We start from the raw sequence: 18,179 nt of genomic DNA, 5'->3' as shown, positions 1-18,179 counted from the left end.
GGCTCATTGCACCACTCTACCCAACGACTGGTCGGTCCTGACTCGGCCTACCCACCGAAACCCGCGCTGAGGCTTCAGCACCGTTGAGCGGGAAGCGCAATGTAAAGCGTGTCTTCCCATCCAAGCCGCTCACGGCTGACGCGTCGCCGCCATGGAGCTCCATGATCGACAGGACGATGGCCAGGCCCAGCCCCGTGGACTGTGACGAGTTGGATCTCGCCCTATCCCCACGGAAGAACCGATCAAAGATGAGGGAAAGTTCCCGCTCCGGGATTGGGTCTCCAACGTTCGTGATGTCGATGCAACAATGTGCCGCTTCGCGGCGCACCACCAGATCTATCATCGAATTCGGCCACGCATGACGGACCGCATTTGACAGAACATTGTTGATCGCACGCTGGAACAGAATGGCATCAGCGACCAGGGTGGCATCCCCGCTTACCCTGATTACGACGCTTCGCTCCTCTGCAAGCACCGAAAAGTAGGCGGACAACTTGCGAAGTTCTGCATTCAACTGGAGTTCCGTCAACTCGAGCGCCACATTGGCACTGTCAGCTCGCGCGAGGAACAACATCGCATCGATCATCCTCGCAAGTCGCTGGTATTCGACCAGGCTTTCCTCCACCAAGGCGACATACTCGGGCCCGGTGCGGTCTCGTGACAAGGCGACCTCGGCATGTCCAATGAGGTTGTTAAGCGGCGTGCGCAAATCATGGGCAAGATCGGCGGAGAACCGCGACAGCTTCTGATAACCATCCTCGAGGCGTTGCAGCATCGCATTGAACGCAGAGGCGATATCACGCACTTCGGTGGGCTTGGGTGGCATGTCCACCCGGTAGCTCAGCCGTTCCACACTGATCCGGTTGATCTGCTTGATAAGTACGTGCGCCGGCTCCAGCTCACGGCGCGTAATGGCCGCCCCCACCAGGGCCGTCAATATCACACCGACGGTGGTACCAAGCACGAGCGTCGTCCGGAATCGCGCAGTCACCTGCTTCCTGTCCTCGCCAGACTTCGCCACGAACACCGTCGCCCGCGTACCGTCTCGCCCCAACACCGCATCGGCGGACTGGAACATGAGCGATGACTTTCCCGTGACCGCCGCTTGGTCAGTGCCTTCCAGCAATGCATCGTTGCCCGTGCGAAACAAAAGCCGGCCATCCAGCGCCGTGACGCGAACGATGAGGTCCGAGTAACCTCGCACCAGATCATCGAAGCGATGCTGCGCCGCCGGGACGCCCTGCACCCCGTCCACCTCGCGCAAGAAATGCTCGACCTGTTCGAGTTTTCCCTTTACAACCTCATCGTCTCTGGCCTCGAGTTGCGCGGCGAGCGAGTAGTAAGCAAAGGCGCCCATGCTGGCCAGCGCGATAGACAGTACCAATGCAAAGAAGAGCCCAAGCCGCCTCGTCAGTGACAGCGGGGTTATCGAAGTCCCGGGCCTCATTCCGTCACCGGCCGCGCTCTGGGTCGAGGACATAGCCCATTCCCCGTACGGTATGGATCAGCTTTTGATCGAAGGGATCATCCACCTTGGATCTCAGGCGCCGGATCGCGACGTCAACGACATTGGTATCCGTGTCGAAGTTGACGTCCCAGACCTGGGACGCGATCGTGGTTCGCGACAGCACCTCCCCTCTCCGGCGCATGAGCAGGTGCAACAGCGAGAACTCCTGATTCGTCAATTCAATGCGGGTAGTTCCCCGGAATACCCGCCTTCCAAGCACGTCGATGTCCAGATCGGCAATGCGCAATCGCTCGGACTCCTTCGAGGTGCTTTGGCGCAAGCAACGCCGGATACGGGCAAGGAGCTCGGCAAAGGCGAAGGGCTTGACCAGGTAATCGTCTGCCCCCAACTCGAAGCCTCTGACACGATCCGCCACATCATCCAGCGCCGTCAGAAACAGTACGGGTGTCTCGGACTTGGATCGAATGGACTTGATGACCGTCCACCCGTCCATACCTGGCAGCATGACGTCCAGGATGATGACGTCGTAGTCGGTCTCTTCCGCCATGTGGAGCCCATCGCCACCATTGTTCGCGATGTCGACCACGAAACCCGACTCCGACAATCCCTTCTGCAAATACTCCGCAGTACGCGGTTCGTCTTCTACAACAAGTACCCGCACCTTAGTTTCCTCCTGCAGCAAGCGACTTCGATCCGACCAGTGCTGGCGATGCATTGAAATGCTGAGCTGCATCCGCTTGTTCGCATGGTGCCAGTTCGAACTGAATGGTCACGTGCGTGATATCGAATTTGTCAGCCAGCATCTGCTTCAATTCCGGTAGCACTTCCATTTCCGGGTTGACGGCCGTGTCATTCACGACATGAACCGTCAAGCTCGCCTTGCCGCTGGTAAGTGCCCAGATGTGGAGGTCATGGAAGCTTTTTACCCCGGGCGTCGCCAGAATTTGCTTCTCAACCTCTGCCAGATCCACGTCATCGGGTACGCCTTCGAGCAGCACATTCAGGCTCGACTTCAGCAGGATCCACGTGCGAGGCAGTACCCAGAGGCCGATCAGCACCGCAATGGCGGAGTCGACCCACGCCCAGCCCGTGAAGCGGATGATGATCGCACCGGCGATGACGCCAACCGACCCGAGCAGATCGCTCCAGACTTCCAGATAAGCACCCTTCACGTTCAGGCTGCTGCTTTGCCCGGAGGACAGCATGCGCATGCTGATGAGATTGATGATCAGGCCCAGCACAGCCACGACGAACATGCCGGTTGACTCAATCTGAGGTGGCGATTTCAGCCGCAGGTAGGCTTCGTACAGGATGTAGATAGCCACACCGAACAGCAGCAATGCGTTAAAGGCCGCGGCAAGAATCTCAAAACGGTAGTAGCCAAATGTCCGCTTCTTGTCCGCGGGTCGCTTGGCGATCGCAATAGCAGCCAGTGCGATGGCCAGTGCGACGGTGTCCGTGAGCATGTGCGCGGCGTCGGAGATCAACGCCAGGCTCTTCGTCATGACACCACCGACCACTTCGGCAATCAGGAACGTACCGGTCAGCGCAAGGGCGATCTTGAGCGATCGCTCGTTGCCACCGGGATGGTCGTGTGAGTGACCTGCGCCCATAGAAACTCCTATAAAAATTGGGCGGTACGATGACCGCCCAAGGATTTACGTCATGCAGGCTGGCGGCCTTGATCCGGTTGATGCGTCTGAGTGACTGGCTCGCGAGTATCTTCCGCGTCCTCATCCTTGCGGTGAGCAAGTCGATAGAGCACCGGCAACACCAGTAGGGTCAGCGCCGTGGACGACAAGATGCCACCGATTACCACCGTTGCGAGGGGACGTTGCACCTCAGCGCCCGTACCGGTGGCGATGGCCATCGGCACGAAACCCAGGGATGCCACCAGGGCCGTCATCAGCACCGGACGCAGTCGCGTCAGGGCGCCAACTCGGACCGCGCTGTCGAGGGAATGCCCTTCTTCGCGCAGCGATCGGATAAACGACAGCATCACCAGACCATTGAGCACCGCCACCCCGCACAGCGCGATGAAGCCCACCGCTGCAGTAATGGACATCGGAATGCCGCGTATCCACAGGGCAAGAATCCCGCCAGTCAGCGCAAAGGGAATGCCCGTGAAGACTAGCAAGCCATCCTTGATGTTGTTGAACATCGCAAACAACAGTACGAAGACCAGCAACAGCGCCACCGGCACTACCACCTGCAGGCGGGTGGTGGCGGACTGCAGTTGCTCAAAGGTGCCACCCCATGTCATCCAGTAGCCAGCCGGGATCTTGACCTGGCTTTGGATAGCCGCTTCCGCCTCGGGCACGAATGAACCAATATCACGTCCACGAACGTTGGCACTGATCACGATGCGGCGCTTGCCGTTCTCGCGCGAGATCTGGTTCGGGCCGGGCGCCATTTCCAGCGTCGCCACCTCGCTCAATGGGATAAACGTCGTTCTCGCGTCCACTCCTTTTGGCAACGGAATCGGCAATCGGCGCAGAGCCTCGACCTCGCCGCGCACAGCTTCGGGCAGGCGGACCACGATATCGAAACGACGATCGCCCTGGAAGAAGGTTCCGGAATCACGGCCTCCGACGCCCGTTGCCACCGCGTCTTGCACGTCGCTCATGTTAAGCCCGTATCGCGCCGCCTTCTCCCGATCGATCTTGACCGTCAGCATCGGCAAGCCGGTGGTCTGTTCTACCTTCACCTCCTGCGCGCCGGGGATGCCCTGCAGCACGGCCGATACCTTCTTCGCCGTCTCGCTGAGCACGTTGTTGTCATCGCCGAAGATCTTGACTGCGACGTCCGAGCGGACCCCGGAGATCAGCTCGTTGAACCGCAGCTGGATCGGTTGGGAGAACTCGTAGTTGTTCCCGGGGATCTTGCCGGCTTCCTCCTGGATGGCGGACAGCAGTTCGGCATGTGTTTTCTTCGGCTCTGGCCAATCCTTCTCAGGCTTGAGCATGATGTAGCCATCCGAAATATTCGGCGGCATCGGATCGGATGCAATCTCCGCCGTACCTGTCCGCGCAAACACGCGCTCGATTTCGGGGAATTTTGCCTTGAGGGTCGTCTCGATCGTCTTCTGCATCTCCACGGACTGCGACAGGCTCGTGCCAGGAATGCGCAGCGCCTGGATGGCAATGTCGCCTTCGTTCAGATTGGGGATGAACTCGCTGCCCAGGCGGGCCGCAATGGCCACGCACAGAACAATTGACACCGCGGCAAACGTCAATACAACGGCCGTGTTCGCGAGCGACTTTTCCAGCAGCGGCTCGTAGCGACGCTTCGCCCAGAGCATGAGACGATTTTCTTTCTCGGCCACCCGTTCGCCGATGAACAAGGCGACCGCAGCCGGAACGAACGTCACGGACAGAATCATCGCGCCCAGCAGCGCCAGGACGACCGTGAACGCCATCGGGTGGAACATCTTGCCTTCCACCCCCGTCAGCGCAAAGATCGGCAGGTAGACGATCATAATGATGAGCTGACCGAAGATCAGTGGGCGACGCGCCTCCTTCGCTGCGGCAAACACCTCATGGAACCGCTCGGAGCGCGTCAATGGCCGGCCATGGTGTTCCTGCGCATGCGCCAGTCGCCTCACACAGTTTTCGACAATCACCACCGCGCCATCGATGATGATGCCGAAGTCGAGCGCGCCCAAGCTCATCAGGTTCGCACTGATCTTGTAGTTCACCATCCCCGTGAAGGTGAACAACATCGCCAGCGGAATGATCGTCGCGGTAATCAGCGCCGCGCGGATGTTACCCAGGAAAAGGAACAGAATTACGATGACGAGCACCGCGCCTTCAAGAAGGTTCTTCTTGACGGTCGCAATGGCCTTGTCGACCAGGCGTGTCCGGTCGTATACCGTTACGATCTTCACACCTTCCGGCATCGTACGGTTAATGGAAGCGACCTTTTCATCGACCGCTTTTGACACAGCCCGGCTGTTTTCGCCGATGAGCATGAATACCGTGCCCAGCACAACTTCCTTGCCATTCTCGGTTGCCGCACCGGTACGCAGTTCCTTGCCAATCTCCACATCCCCGATGTCGCGAATGCGGATCGGCTGCCCCTGCGCTGTACCGACAATAATGTTGCGGATGTCGTCTTCGGACGCAACCTGACCCGGCGCACGAACCAGATACTGCTCGCCCCTACGCTCGATGTAGCCCGCACCCACGTTGTCGTTGTTCTTGTTCAGCGCATTGACGACGTCGGTCAGCGTCAGCCCGTACGACGCTAGCCGTTCAAGACTCGGCGCGACCAGGTACTGCTTGTTGAAACCACCGATAGTATTGATCTCGGTGACACCGGGCACGTTACGCAGTTGCGGCCGTACCACCCAATCCTGGATTTCGCGCAAATCTGTCGGCGTATAGGCAGTCCCGTCAGCTTTGCGAGCACCCTCTTCGGCTTCAACGGTCCATAGATAGATCTCCCCGAGGCCGGTCGAAATAGGCCCCATCGCCGGCACAACGCCTTCAGGCAGATTGTCCTTGGCTTCCTGGATGCGCTGGTTGACGAGTTGGCGCGCGAAATAGACGTCCGTGCCATCCTTGAAGATGACCGTCACCTGCGACAAGCCATAGCGGGACAGGGAACGCGTCTGTTCGAGTCCCGGCAGGCCGGCCATCACGACCTCGATCGGATACGTAACACGCTGTTCGGTTTCGAGCGGTGAATAGCCTGGTGCCGAGGTATTGACCTGAACCTGAACGTTGGTAATGTCAGGGACCGCGTCGATCGGTAGTCGGTTGTAGCTGAAAATCCCTAACCCGGCCATTCCAAACACGGCGAGCAGGACCAGCCATCGCTGCTGGATGGCGAAACTAATGATACGTTCAAACATTGCTGTTTCCCCCGTATCAATGGCCGTGTTCGGCGCTGGATTTGCCAAGTTCGGCCTTCAGAACAAAACTGTTGGCGGCGGCGTAACGTGCGCCCGGCTTCAGGCCCTCGACAATCTCGATGACCTTGCCGTTTGTCCGGCCGACCTTCACCGGCTGCGGCACGAATCCACCTTGAACCGCGACAAAGACTACGCTCTCGCCATTGACGTCCTGGACGGCCTCGGTCTTCACCGCAACGGGCACCTCGACATCAGCACCGAATACGTCGACCGTGACGAAGAGACCCGGTCGCCAAGCCATCTGTGGATTGGTCAATGTTACGCGGGCCTTCGCCGTCCGCGTCTGCTCGCCCAGCAGCGAACCCACGTATGAAACGGTGCCATCTGCCTTCACATCGGACGATGCCGAATTGATCGACGCCTTTTCGCCGATGCGCACCCGCTCGACATCCTTGGCAGACACCACGAACTCGGCCCAGACGGACGACAGATCCGACAGCGTGAACACGTTGGCGTTGTCCGCCACCGCTTCCCCAAGCGAGATATGCTTTTCAACGATCATGCCGTCGAACGGTGCGCGCAGCTCGTAGCGATTGAGTGCCGTCGAGCTGTTGCTGGCGCCAATGGCGGTCAGCTTCTGCTGCGCGTTCTGGACACTGATCTGCGCTTCCTGCAGCGCGTTGCGGGCGCTCAGATAATCTTGCTCCGCAGAGATCTTCTGTTCCCAGAGCTTCTTCTCGCGGTCATAAGTGACACGCGCCAGATCCAGACGTTTCTGTGCTGCGAGCAGTTCGCTGCGCTGGTCAGAAAGTCCGGTGCTCGCGATGACCGCGAGAACCTGTCCCTTCTTAACCTGTTGCCCAATATTGGCCGGAACGCTCTCTACGACGCCAGCCAGTCGCGGCACCACGTGGGCTGTCTTGTCTTCGTTGAAACGGATTTCGCCGGGGAACTGGACGCCAGCCTGGACCTTTGCCGAGCCCGCGGTTTGAACCACTACCCCTGTCTTGGCCAGCTGGTCCGCTGTCAACTCAATCTTGCCTTCCTCTTTCGAGAGCCGCACGGCGAGTGGCGAAGACGAACCGGGCAAGGTCACATTTGCGGTCACGTCAAAGACATGGGGCTCGGCAACTGGCTGTTGGCTTTCCAGCGCGTCGCCAGACACCACGAACTTGAGCGCTTGAGACTCGCCCGTAGCCCGCACGAGCTGGCCTGTCGCTGCCACGCCATTTGCCACCGCCTTCCCAGACTTGCTAACCCAGAGCCGAATACGGGCCTCGCCCTTGGATTCGGCCGTGCCAATTTCGACGTCATAGCCATCACGCGAAAAGAGCGCGCCACCATTGGGGCCCTTCTTGACCTCGTGATGCTCGCCGTCGCCGTGTGACTTGTCATCCTTGTGGTCGGCTTCCGCCGCCTGCTTGCCATGGTGCTCGGTGTCGCCATGCCCCTTGGATTCCGAGTGCCCACCCTGCTCTTCCGGCGCAGAGCGCCCGCTCAGCAGAACGCCACCAGTCGCGACGCCGCCCACCAGTACGATGGCCGCAATGGCAGCCTTTTGTTTGTTCGAAATAGCCATGTTTTATGAATCCCGTCTTAACGTCCCAGAATGCGATCGATCGTGGTCGCCGCCTGATAGGTTTGTCCAAGCACGCCGAGATAGCGGATGCGTGCCTGGAACAGCGTGCGCTGGGCATCCAGGACGTCCAGATAATTGAACTTGCCGGCCTCGAAGCCAATGGTCGCCGCGTTGAAGGCTTGCTCGGCGCCTGGCAAGACGGTCTGCTTCAGCGTTTGTGCCGAGGCGCGCGATACCGACAGCTGGTTCGATGCCATCAGGAGATTTCGGGTCAGGCTGATGCGATTGGCCAGATATTCATCCTGGGCCTTGTCCGCCTGGCGAATGGCCGAATACAAGTTGCCCTGATTCCGGTCAAAAATCGGCAACGGGATCGCCACACCGATCACCGCCATGTTGCGGTTGGCTTCTGTATCTCGCTTGGCACCCAGACTGACTGTCAGATCCGGATACTGGCGGCTGCGCTCAACGCCCACCAATGCCTGGCGGCGGTCAAGTTCAGCGCGGCTTGCGGCCACCAGCGGTGAGTTTTCCAGCTCCTTCTGAAGGAGTTCAGGCGCCGGCCTGGATGGCAGCGCGTCCAGATTGCCCTGTGCTTCGGCAAACTGCGGCGATGCATTGCCCCACAACGCCGTCAACGCCTGACGGGCGGACTGCAGGCTCGCCGTTGCTTCGGCCAATTCAAGTTCGGCGTTGGCCTGTTCGACACGTGCCTTAGTTTCGTCAACCGGGGAGATCTTGCCGGCCGCGACGCGGCGTGAAGCGGCTTGCGCGCCCCTCGCAGCGATATCCGCGGAGCCAGTTGCCAGCTTGACGCGTTCCTGTGCGATCAAGACGGAAAAAAAGCTCTCGATTACCTGCGCCCGAATGTCACCGCGAACGCCAGCCAGCGTTGCCTGCGCCAGTTCGCGCGTCCTTTCCGCGGCATTGATACGAGCCGAGCGCTTGCCGCCCAGTTCGATGGGGATATTCATCTGGGCGGTGGATGTACGGGTGGATTTCCGCGTGTCCTCGACCAGCGTCTGGAGTTCCGGGTTCGGAATAACCCGGGCCTGCATGATCCCACCTTCTGTGGAATCGAGTTCCTTGGCGGCGGCGGACAGGTTGAAATTGCTTCCTGCCGCCAGCGACAACGCGGCCTCGAGGGTCAACGGTCCCGCCGCTTCCCTTGGGAAGACGGGCACCATGGACGTGCCGGTGTCAGATTGCGCTACGGCAAAGTTTGGGCTGAGAAATGCTACCGCCAGCCCGAGCGGCAGAAATAGTCTTCGCATCGAATTGCACCAAGGTATGTGACCAGGAGAATTCGGCGAGAGACGAAAGGAGAAAAAGAGTCGTCGTCTCGCCGATCAAGCGAGACGCTGCCACTGAGGACGGTCGGGAGCCCTGGCATTCAGAGACGAGAACTCGGACGAATGTTGAGTATCGGTCACTTCTACCCGATTCGCTATCAACACGTCCTGCGTCTGTCCATAGACGAACGGGAGGGAGACCAGATGGCATACCCCGCAGTCTGTATCCACGAATGGCTTTTTCTCGGCATCCGTTTTACCTTCCGGCTGCTGATGACGATGCTCGTGGTGCCCAAGGTGCCAAGTGGCCGTGGCTTTCTCGTGCTGACAATAGCGTGCCGCTGCCGCCCAGGAAAACTGGAACGGCAAAATGAGCAGCACGAAGATCAGAACGAAACGTCGCATTCCTTGGGAGACTGTGCGGGGGGCTTGGGGTTGAAGTACTAACGGCTGGGCCGTCGCCGAAGTTTACATGAATCCTCGATCACCAGCATTAAGAGCAGATTACGATTATCGCTTTCGCCTGCTCGTTTTGGGGTGCCGCTTTCGCCCCTCATCAGTCTTACGCTTGGGGGCGGGCCCATGCTTCCACCGCAAATAGACAGCGAACCCCACATACAGGACGATCAGGCCGACCAGCATCACGAGCATGCTCTCGACAACAGAATCGGAGACGTGAGCGTAGTGCATGGCTGTACGTGTATGCGGAGTTGCCCGCATCAGGCAAGCGTCACGACCGCCCGGAGGACGCCGGCGTCATGGAACAAATCAAACGACTCCACGACCACCGACAGGCCGAGAAACCAGACCGAGTCCGCAATATTGCGTTGAAAGGAAGACACATGGACCGTCCATGTCGACTCCCCCCTATACAGCGACAGACGGGGAAAGAACGCTGGTGTACGGCGTGCGTATTCGGCGAATTCCGGGAAGGCGGAAGCCAGAAAGCGGTCTTCCGTCCGGATGACAGCCGGGTACATCAGCGCAAATGCGAGCGCCAGGACTGCGGTAACCGCCAGCGACTCGGTCATCGCCCCTAGTCCGATAATGCCTAGCAAGTTGCAGACATAGAGCGGATGGCGACACAGTGAATATGGACCCGAGGTCACCAAGGTATTGTTCTTGCGCCCGGAAATGTACAACGCGCACCAGAGCCGCCCGACCGTGGCCAGGCTCACCCCCAACATCCCCAGCGTCAGCAGCAGCGGCGACACCCAGGTACCGTCCCAGCGAGAATGGCCAAAGACCAGACTTGCCAGGACAAACGTTACGACAACACGCCAAACGCCGATGCGGTGGCGTGTCAGGAAATTGTCCAGCGCCCTCGAGAGACCAGCGGGTTGGGACGGGGAGATTGAAGAATCGGTCATGCGGTTCGGGGGCTGGAGGAGAATGTCGCGCACTTCGAGTGGACACACTGGCGCGAAAACGAGCACTAATGGCCGGCATTCTAAGGTTGCCCTTCCGTTGTCAGGCTTTATTGCCGAAATGTAATACGTTGTTAATCTTGCCCCCCGGCCAGCGAATCCGGTTGTGTCATAGCTCGGCAATCTGACAGTCATCTTCTGCGACATAGACTGTCTTGGCCATTTTCAGGACACACCCAGAGACGCTCCGCAATGAACGACATCATCCGCACATTGAGCTCGGAATTCTCCGATCTCGCTAATGCTGCCGAGGCAGTACGTGCCGTCGTTCGAATGACCGTCTCTATCGTTTTGGGGGGCTTGCTGGGGTACGAGCGGGAGAGCTCGGGAAAATCCGCAGGCGTGCGCACTCACATGCTCGTCGCGCTGGGGGCATGCGTTTTTGTCGTGGTTCCCCTCCAGGCGGGCGTGCAGCTTGCCGACATGAGCCGCGTGCTTCAGGGTCTCACGTCAGGCATCGGATTCCTTTGTGCAGGGGCGATCCTGAAGCCGGACAATGAGACACACGTCAGGGGGCTCACAACTGCCGCGAGCATCTGGATTGCTGCCGCGATCGGCGTGGCCGCCGGCATGGGCCATGCGGTGACGGCCATCGTCGCGACTGCCTTCGCACTCATCGTGCTCAGAATCCTTCAAATGTCGAAGAAGTAAGACTCCCACTGCTCCCAAGCCACGTGCAGCGCGAATGCGCCAACTTCAGGTTCGGCCAGCATTTCCCAAACGTATGAGCGCGCTTAACAATACGCAAACTCCATCGCATGAGAATTTACCTGGATTACAACCTGTTTGCGTACCTTCACGAGGGCACGAACCCGGCTCTGCAAGCCAAAGTGAGCGCACTGTCCGATCGACATGAGTTTCCTTGCAGCCCGGCGCACATGGAAGAAATTGCCTCGGCGCTCGCAAGACCTTCGGATACTCCCCCGCTCGATCGGTTAGCGGCCGCTTTCTGCAAAATAGACGATGTTTCTCGAATTAGCCGGAACGCGCAATTGTCTCCGACGACGTTAGGCCCGATGGTTACGAAAGAAGGAACAGCCTCTCGAGTGCTTTCTTCGGGTCATGCGGCACTATCGCAAAGAGCCGGTTGTCGAGAAGAACGACTGGTATACGCGGGACTCCGTAAAGAAGGGGTCACTTCAGAAAACGGAAAATATTGCACGCTAAGGCATGGAAGAGGACCACTGCTGTCCCCAGGGGCATTGGCCAGCCGATGGCAAGCAGGTAGAAACCAAAGTCGGGGGACTCCCGTTCTCAGAGATCGGCTAGCAGCAGGTAGGCGCGGTCGAGTTGCCGATGAGCTTCCTGCCGGCGATCCATCGCTTCTAGGGCGAGCAGGAGGTCCTCGGCCAGCTCGAAATCGCTTTCCTGGCATGCCCTTTCGAACACCGCAAAGACCTCTTCATACAACGTGCGCCCCGGAACGCCCATTTGACTAACCTCCGGCGGAAAATCCGATGCTCTCTGCCGACTTGGTCCTGCCACGCCGCAGGGGCTTCTGTCCCCCATGGTTAATATGGACGTTCCCACGGCAGGGAAGGTCAAGCATTTTTCCGGCCGCGGGCCGACCTATGGTTCGCAAGCCGCCGCGCGAGACGGTTAGTGCTCGCCCCCTACAGTTCGTCCAGCGACTAGTTACCCGCACCCGGGCGCAGCCGCACCACCAGCATCGCCGCCCACTGGATATGCGGCCAGGCCAGCGAATAGACGAATGTCTGGATCAGGGGTCCCCTTGATTTCGCCGCAATTTACCGGGGTAGCCACCCGTAGCAGCCATGCGGGTTCCAGGGTGATGCCCACCCTAAAACCCTAGTCAAATCAGTCACTTGCTGACTGGTCCTTTTCCCCTTGGTTTTGGAACGTTGACCGCCCCCGCCGCGCGGCCAAGCGCGCCCTGTGGCTGGAAGCCATTGTTTCCGCAAGATAACTAGATTTATCCGTCTTTGGTTTTCCCAAGCAACACATAAATGGCTTTTCTAACGTTAGGTATGTGCGTAAGATAGGCTGAAATGCGCCTCCGGAAACTGCCATGCCCCGCCTCGCCGCCACCCCCGACCAGATCCGCGCCACCGTGCTGGCCATGCTCACCGAGGCCGGCGACGCGGCGCCGCCCACGGCCGCACGCTTTCGCCGCGTGGTGTCGGTGCGCAAGCTGCGTGACCGCCTGGGCGGCGGTGACCCTGCAACGCTGTCGCGTACGCTCAACGCGATCGAGGCCGAGGTGGTGCGCTCGGGCCTGGCCGACCTCGCCCTGCCCGAGATTCCGGTCGAGATCGCCGAAGCGATGCGCGCGCTGTGGCAGGCCGCGGTCGCGGTGCAGCTCGACGACGTGGTGCGCCTGAAGCGCGAGGCGCAAGCCACAGCCGACACCGCCGAGGCCGCCCGCGCCGAGGCCGAACTGGGGGTCATACCAAGATACGGTCAATCCGCTATCACAAGCCTTTTGGTTATATAGATTGCGACCTTTATTCCTGTACGGCATAAGCGGTGGCTAGATTTCCGTAGCTGCCATCGTTAGACTGGCTGGCCCTTCAGCGATTGCCGAGATCCTGTATGGCCACCGTCGAGCGTACCGCCTACCCGCGTTTCCCGAAGGTTTTCTCCACCAAGGAGCTGCAGGCGTGGTACACGCCGGACGCGGAGGAGTTGGACTGGGCCGCCCGCTCCGCACGTGGCCAGGGTTCGAGGCTTGGCCTGCTGGTCCTGCTGAAAGTCTTTCAGCAACTGCACTATATTCCCAACCTGGACAGCATTCCCGCCGCCGTGATCGACCATGTGCGCGCCAGCGCTGGGCTCGATCCCGATACCCCCTTTGGCTACAACCGCAGGCTTTCCCCCACGCTGTTCCGGCACTACACGGCGGTGCGTGAATTCCTCGGCGTGCAGCCTTACATCGGCACGGATGCCAACGAGGTGACGATCCGCGCCGCGCGCGAAGCTGCGGAAACCATGGACCAGCCGGTGGATATCATCAACGCCACCATCGATGCACTGGTCCTGCACCAAGTCGAACTGCCTGCGTTCTCCACCCTGGATAGCATTGCGGAGCAGATTCACACGCGCACGCAAACCGCGTTGTTCCGGCGCGTCGCAAGGCGCTTGTCGGAAGAGGAACAGCGGCGACTGGACAAGCTTCTCGTCCGAGAATTCGCCAATCGCCAGACGCTCTACAACAACATCAAACGTCACGCACGCCGGCCTTCACGCAAGCATCTCAACCTCTTGATCGAACACCTGCGCTGGCTCGATGGTTTTGGCGATTTTTCGCGGGCCGTAGCCGGGGTGCCAGCCTCGAAGCTGCGCTCGCTGGCCAGCCAGGCCATGAGCCTGGACGCCGCCAATCTCCGGGAAACCCTTCCCGAGAAGCGCTACACGCTGATCGTGGCGCTGCTCAACCACATGCGCGTCCGCTCGCGGGACGATCTCGCGGAAATGTTCATCCGCCGCATGGGCGCGATCCACAAGCGGGCGCGCGACGAGATGGAGCGCATCCAGTCCCGCCAACGTGCGCAGATGGAGAAACTCGTCACTGTGCTCGACGGCGTCGTCGATATCGTCGCCGATGGCAAGGATGACGCCCAGATTGGCCTGCAGGTGCGCCGCTTTCTCGCGCCGTCTGGCGATCTGGAGCCGTTGCGCGAGAGCTGTGCCGAGGTACGGGCCCTGAGCGGCAACAACTATCTGCCACTGCTCTGGCGGCATTTCCGAGCGCACCGCTCGGTGATGCTGCGTCTGGCACAGGTGCTGGAATGGGAATCGACCAGCCAGTCGCGTACGCTGCTGGCAGCGCTGGAAGTGGTGCTGGACAACGAATCGCTGCATCGCGAGTGGATTGCCGCTGAGGTCGATGTCAGCTTCGCCTCGGAGCGCTGGCGTAAGCTGGTCCGCCGCCCGCACGACCAAGGGCCGCCAACCAACCGGCGCTATCTGGAACTTTGTGTGCTGTCGCATATGGTCAACGAGCTGCGCTCGGGCGACCTGTGCGTGGTGGGGTCGGACGCCTTTGCCGATTACCGTGCGCACTTGCTGCCCTGGCGCGAATGCGAGCGGCGGCTGCCGGAATACTGCGCCAAGCTCGATATGCCGGCCAACGCGCCGGACTTCGTGGCGCATTTACGCCAGTGGCTCGCCGACGCGGCGCGCAAGCTGGATACCAGCTTTCCCGACAAGCGCCAGCACGTCACCATTGGCCAGGATGGCGAGCCGGTGCTTAAGCGTACCGTCGCCCGGGAGATTCCAGCCAGCGCCATTGCCTTGCAGCAGGCACTGATCCGGCGTATGCCCCCGCGCAATCTGCTGGACGTGCTGGCCAACATCGAGCACTGGACGCACTTCACGCGGCACTTTGGCCCGCTCTCAGGCAGCGACCCGAAGATTCGCAATGCGGCAGAGCGCTATCTGCTGACCATTTTCGCCATGGGCTGCAATCTTGGGCCTACCCAGGCCGCGCGGCATATGGGGGATCGGGTCACGCCGCACATGATGTCATTCGTCAACCGCCGACACCTGAGCCTGGAGCGGCTCGAAACCGCGCAACGGGAGCTGATCGAATTGTACCTGCGGCTCGACCTGCCCAAGCACTGGGGCGATGGCAAGACCGTCGCGGCCGACGGCACCCAGTACGACTTCTATGACAACAACCTGCTGGCCGGCTACCACTTTCGCTATCGCAAGATGGGTGCGGTGGCCTATCGCCACGTGGCGGACAACTATATCGCCGTGTTCCGGCATTTCATCCCGCCCGGCGTGTGGGAAGCCATCTATGTCATCGAGGGGCTGCTCAAGGCTGGCTTGAGCGTCGAGGCCGACACCGTGCACGCCGACACCCAGGGCCAATCGGCCGCCGTGTTCGCCTTCACGCATCTGCTGGGCATCAAGCTGATGCCGCGCATCCGCAACTGGCAGGATCTGAAGCTCTATCGCGCCGATGCCAACACCAAGTACAAGCACGTCGACCGGCTGTTCTCGGACACGGTCGACTGGGACCTGATCGCGTTCCACTGGCAGGACCTGATGCAGGTCGCGCTGTCGATCCAGGCCGGCACGATCTCCTCGCCGCTCCTGCTGCGTCGGTTCGGTTCGGAAAACCGGCGCAACCGCCTGTTCCTGGCCGCGCAGGAACTCGGCAAGGTCGTGCGCACAGTGTTCCTGCTCGAATGGATCGGCAGCCGCGAGCTACGCCAGGAGATCACCGCCACCACCAACAAGATCGAGTCCTACAATGGCTTTGCCAAATGGTTCTCGTTCGGCGGTGATGTGCTCGCCGAGAACGATCCCGACGAGCAGCAGAAGCGCTTGCGCTACAACGACCTGATCGCCTCGGCCGTGATCCTGCAGAACACCGCGGACATGATGCAGGCCCTGCGCGCCATGGTGAAGGAAGGGATCCAGGTCGACGTGGCCGACATCGGCTTCCTGAGTCCCTACCTCACCAGCAACATCAAGCGCTTCGGTGACTACAAGCTGAATCTGGAGCGAGTGCCCGAAGCCTGGATTCGCGATAGCCTCTTTGCCGGCCCGGCTCACTCTGTCCGAAAACCCCGCCATGCCTGACATCGACACCCCCTATGGCAAGGTCGATGCCGACACCCTGCAAGCGCTGCGGGACACGTTCGACACGACCGCCATCTTGCGCGTGGTGGACCAGCTTGATGCCATCCGCTCGCGATGCTGTGACCCCGCCGGCCTGCGGCACGACCTGCTGCGCTTGCACGGCATGGCGCACACCGTCATCAACGACGCCGCATTGTCGTGTTCGACAACCGGCCCGACCCTCGTCGATCAGGCCGAGGCCATCATTGAAGAACTGGACGACTGGATTTTTTTGCTCAAGCGCGCCGTGCAAGCGCTACGGCCGTTGGAGCCGCTTCGTTCTGGCAACGATGACTGACCTGCTTGGCCGCTCGCATCGGCGCGACGGCCGATCGCCCTCCCTGTGCCCTTGCATTACTGTTGCTCAATCATCCCCCATGGGAGTCATTCGCGTTACGCGAAGCCCCCCTTTCGCCAAACACGGAGTTCTGTGACTAGGTAGGCTGCGTAAAGATCTCCATAATCTGGCCAGGCTTCCCACCCCAAGAGGCGATTCACCAGAAATTGCTCGCCCCCGCAACATGGCCAAGATGCTTTACGACAAACTCTGGGACGACCATACCGTCCACGGCGAGGAAGGCGGCACCACGGCGCTCTATCTCGAGCGCCACTCTGCTGCACGAAGTCACCAGCCCCCGCAGTCGTCCGAGGATCTGACGCTTACAGCGACCGATAAGGTGCTATCGAGAGTTGGAAAGCAGAAACAGTCATATGCCGATGATGGACAGAAATTCCGATCAAGTAGTCGCGGCGTCAATGCCGCTAGGCCTGTGGGATGCCGATTTCGAATAAAACTGCGATTCTCACTAACCACTCGTTAAATAAATTAATTGGAGACAATAAATGCTTTGCTCTCGCTTATTTTTCGCGCAGTTGTCGCGGATCTCGATTACCGGGGTCCATAGGCTTATTTTCGTAATTTTAGCCTTTCTTGTCGGTCCAATAGCTTTGGCAACGGAGAGTTGGGCGCCGTCTAAGCCCGTTAGGTTGGTCGTTCCGTTTTCAGCGGGTAGCGCTACTGACCAGCTTGCCCGCGCTATTGGCGCCGCCGTACAACAAAAAATAGGGCAACCTGTGATCGTCGATAATCGTCCCGGTGCTAATGGAATCATCGGTGCAGAGTATGTCGCAAAATCGGCCCCTGATGGTTACACCATACTTATTGGCACGAATACAACAAATGCGGCCAATCAGCATCTCTATCGCAAAATACCGTACGATCCCATCAAGGATTTCACCCCAATCTCTGCTTTGGGCAGGGGAGGTCAAATTCTCGTTGTCCATCCAGCTGTCCACGCTGAGACACTGGGCGAGTTCATCGCGCTTGCAAAAGCAAATCCAGGAAAGATGACGTATGGCAGCGGCAGTGCCTCCAGCCATGTTGCGGCAGAGAAGCTGCTGCATATGGCGGATATCCGGCTCTTGCACGTTCCATATAAAAGCAATCCTCCCGCGATAAGCGATTTGCTGGCTGGTCAAATTAACATGATGGTCACGGATATGGCCACCGGGCTGCCCTTAGTGAAAAGTGGCAAGCTGCGCGCTCTCGGCGTTTCAAGCCGTACGCGTTCCCCCCTTCTGCCAAATGTCCCGACCATAGCGGAAGCAGGCGTTCCAGGATATGAGGCGACATATTGGTTTGCAGCTTTCGCGCCTGCAGGAACGCCTGCTAACATTGTCGCGGGACTCGGCAAACTTGTTCGGGATGCTGCTCAGTCAAGCGCAGCATCTTCCTTCTTTAAGAGCACCGGCACAGAGATATTCACTACGAACCCCGAGGAACTGGCACAGTTTACTGCCCAAGAATCGGCCAAGTGGAAAGCCGCTATTCAGACCGCGGGAATCCAGCCGGAGTGATGCGTCACTCTGCCGCAGCGTTTTTTGCGGCGGGTGATGATATTGGCGGCCCGGCAGGGGGCACTCAGATTCCCGAGAGGACTGTTGCGCTATCACATCACGGCGCACG

General features: G+C 59.8%; 13 protein-coding genes and 1 pseudogene. 5 read left to right on the top strand and 9 right to left on the bottom strand.

The window, feature by feature from the left end; translation table 11 throughout:
• Positions 1 to 16 precede the first annotated feature (16 nt).
• From czcS to czcN, 8 genes are all read right to left on the bottom strand, one after another.
• Entirely contained in the window at positions 17 to 1,447 is a 1,431-nt protein-coding gene (gene czcS / locus AC1RKI_RS26860) for a sensor histidine kinase CzcS (RefSeq protein WP_011229349.1), read from the bottom strand.
• A 4-nt stretch (positions 1,448 to 1,451) separates the two neighbouring features.
• On the bottom strand, positions 1,452 to 2,129 hold the full coding sequence (czcR, locus tag AC1RKI_RS26855) for a heavy metal homeostasis two-component system response regulator CzcR (RefSeq protein WP_008646724.1): 678 nt from the start codon (positions 2,127 to 2,129) through the stop codon (positions 1,452 to 1,454).
• 1 nt (position 2,130) lies between these two features.
• A complete protein-coding gene (locus AC1RKI_RS26850; protein ID WP_004635344.1) occupies positions 2,131 to 3,081 on the bottom strand; it encodes a cation diffusion facilitator family transporter in 951 nt (316 codons plus the stop codon).
• Positions 3,082 to 3,131: 50 nt separating this feature from the next.
• Positions 3,132 to 6,323 carry a heavy metal efflux RND transporter CzcA gene (gene czcA, locus AC1RKI_RS26845; protein ID WP_004635342.1) on the bottom strand — a complete coding sequence of 1,064 codons (3,192 nt, stop codon included), beginning with the start codon at positions 6,321 to 6,323 and terminating at the stop codon, positions 3,132 to 3,134.
• A 16-nt stretch (positions 6,324 to 6,339) separates the two neighbouring features.
• Complete coding sequence (gene czcB, locus AC1RKI_RS26840) at positions 6,340 to 7,902, bottom strand: heavy metal efflux RND transporter CzcB (protein WP_004635340.1); 1,563 nt, start codon at positions 7,900 to 7,902, stop codon at positions 6,340 to 6,342.
• Positions 7,903 to 7,919: 17 nt separating this feature from the next.
• On the bottom strand, positions 7,920 to 9,176 hold the full coding sequence (gene czcC / locus AC1RKI_RS26835) for a heavy metal efflux RND transporter CzcC (protein WP_024570390.1): 1,257 nt from the start codon (positions 9,174 to 9,176) through the stop codon (positions 7,920 to 7,922).
• A 75-nt stretch (positions 9,177 to 9,251) separates the two neighbouring features.
• Positions 9,252 to 9,599: a CDF family cobalt-zinc-cadmium transporter CzcI gene (czcI, locus tag AC1RKI_RS26830; RefSeq protein ID WP_011229345.1), complete on the bottom strand. Its 348-nt coding sequence runs from the start codon at positions 9,597 to 9,599 to the stop codon at positions 9,252 to 9,254.
• Positions 9,600 to 9,913: 314 nt separating this feature from the next.
• Complete coding sequence (gene czcN / locus AC1RKI_RS26825; RefSeq protein ID WP_020206397.1) at positions 9,914 to 10,564, bottom strand: heavy metal efflux RND transporter CzcN; 651 nt, start codon at positions 10,562 to 10,564, stop codon at positions 9,914 to 9,916.
• A gap of 249 nt (positions 10,565 to 10,813) precedes the next feature.
• Between czcN and AC1RKI_RS26820 the strand changes: the two genes are divergently transcribed.
• Positions 10,814 to 11,272, top strand: coding sequence for an MgtC/SapB family protein (locus AC1RKI_RS26820; protein WP_004635330.1), 459 nt, complete (start codon positions 10,814 to 10,816; stop codon positions 11,270 to 11,272).
• A gap of 603 nt (positions 11,273 to 11,875) precedes the next feature.
• Here the strand turns inward: AC1RKI_RS26820 and AC1RKI_RS26815 are convergent.
• The gene (locus AC1RKI_RS26815) at positions 11,876 to 12,052 is read right to left on the bottom strand and encodes a hypothetical protein (RefSeq protein WP_004635326.1); all 177 of its coding nucleotides are present in this window, start codon (positions 12,050 to 12,052) and stop codon (positions 11,876 to 11,878) included.
• Between the two features lie 598 nt (positions 12,053 to 12,650).
• Here AC1RKI_RS26815 and AC1RKI_RS26810 point away from each other — a divergent pair.
• The 4 genes and pseudogenes from AC1RKI_RS26810 to AC1RKI_RS26795 all read left to right on the top strand — a co-directional run.
• Positions 12,651 to 13,028 (top strand): annotated as a pseudogene (locus tag AC1RKI_RS26810) (DNA-binding protein); the annotation flags it as partial.
• 146 nt (positions 13,029 to 13,174) lie between these two features.
• On the top strand, positions 13,175 to 16,174 hold the full coding sequence (locus AC1RKI_RS26805) for a Tn3 family transposase (RefSeq protein WP_061958520.1): 3,000 nt from the start codon (positions 13,175 to 13,177) through the stop codon (positions 16,172 to 16,174).
• Entirely contained in the window at positions 16,167 to 16,511 is a 345-nt protein-coding gene (gene tnpC / locus AC1RKI_RS26800) for a Tn3 family transposase post-transcriptional regulator TnpC (RefSeq protein ID WP_061958519.1), read from the top strand. Before AC1RKI_RS26805 ends, tnpC begins: the two co-directional genes overlap by 8 nt.
• A gap of 545 nt (positions 16,512 to 17,056) precedes the next feature.
• A complete protein-coding gene (locus AC1RKI_RS26795) occupies positions 17,057 to 18,070 on the top strand; it encodes a Bug family tripartite tricarboxylate transporter substrate binding protein (RefSeq protein ID WP_084004120.1) in 1,014 nt (337 codons plus the stop codon).
• Positions 18,071 to 18,179 lie beyond the last annotated feature (109 nt).

This window comes from Cupriavidus sp. GW822-FHT06G04, assembly GCF_058799075.1.
The sequence above is the reverse complement of the archived record's forward strand: the minus strand, read 5'-3'. Positions and strand labels throughout refer to the sequence as shown.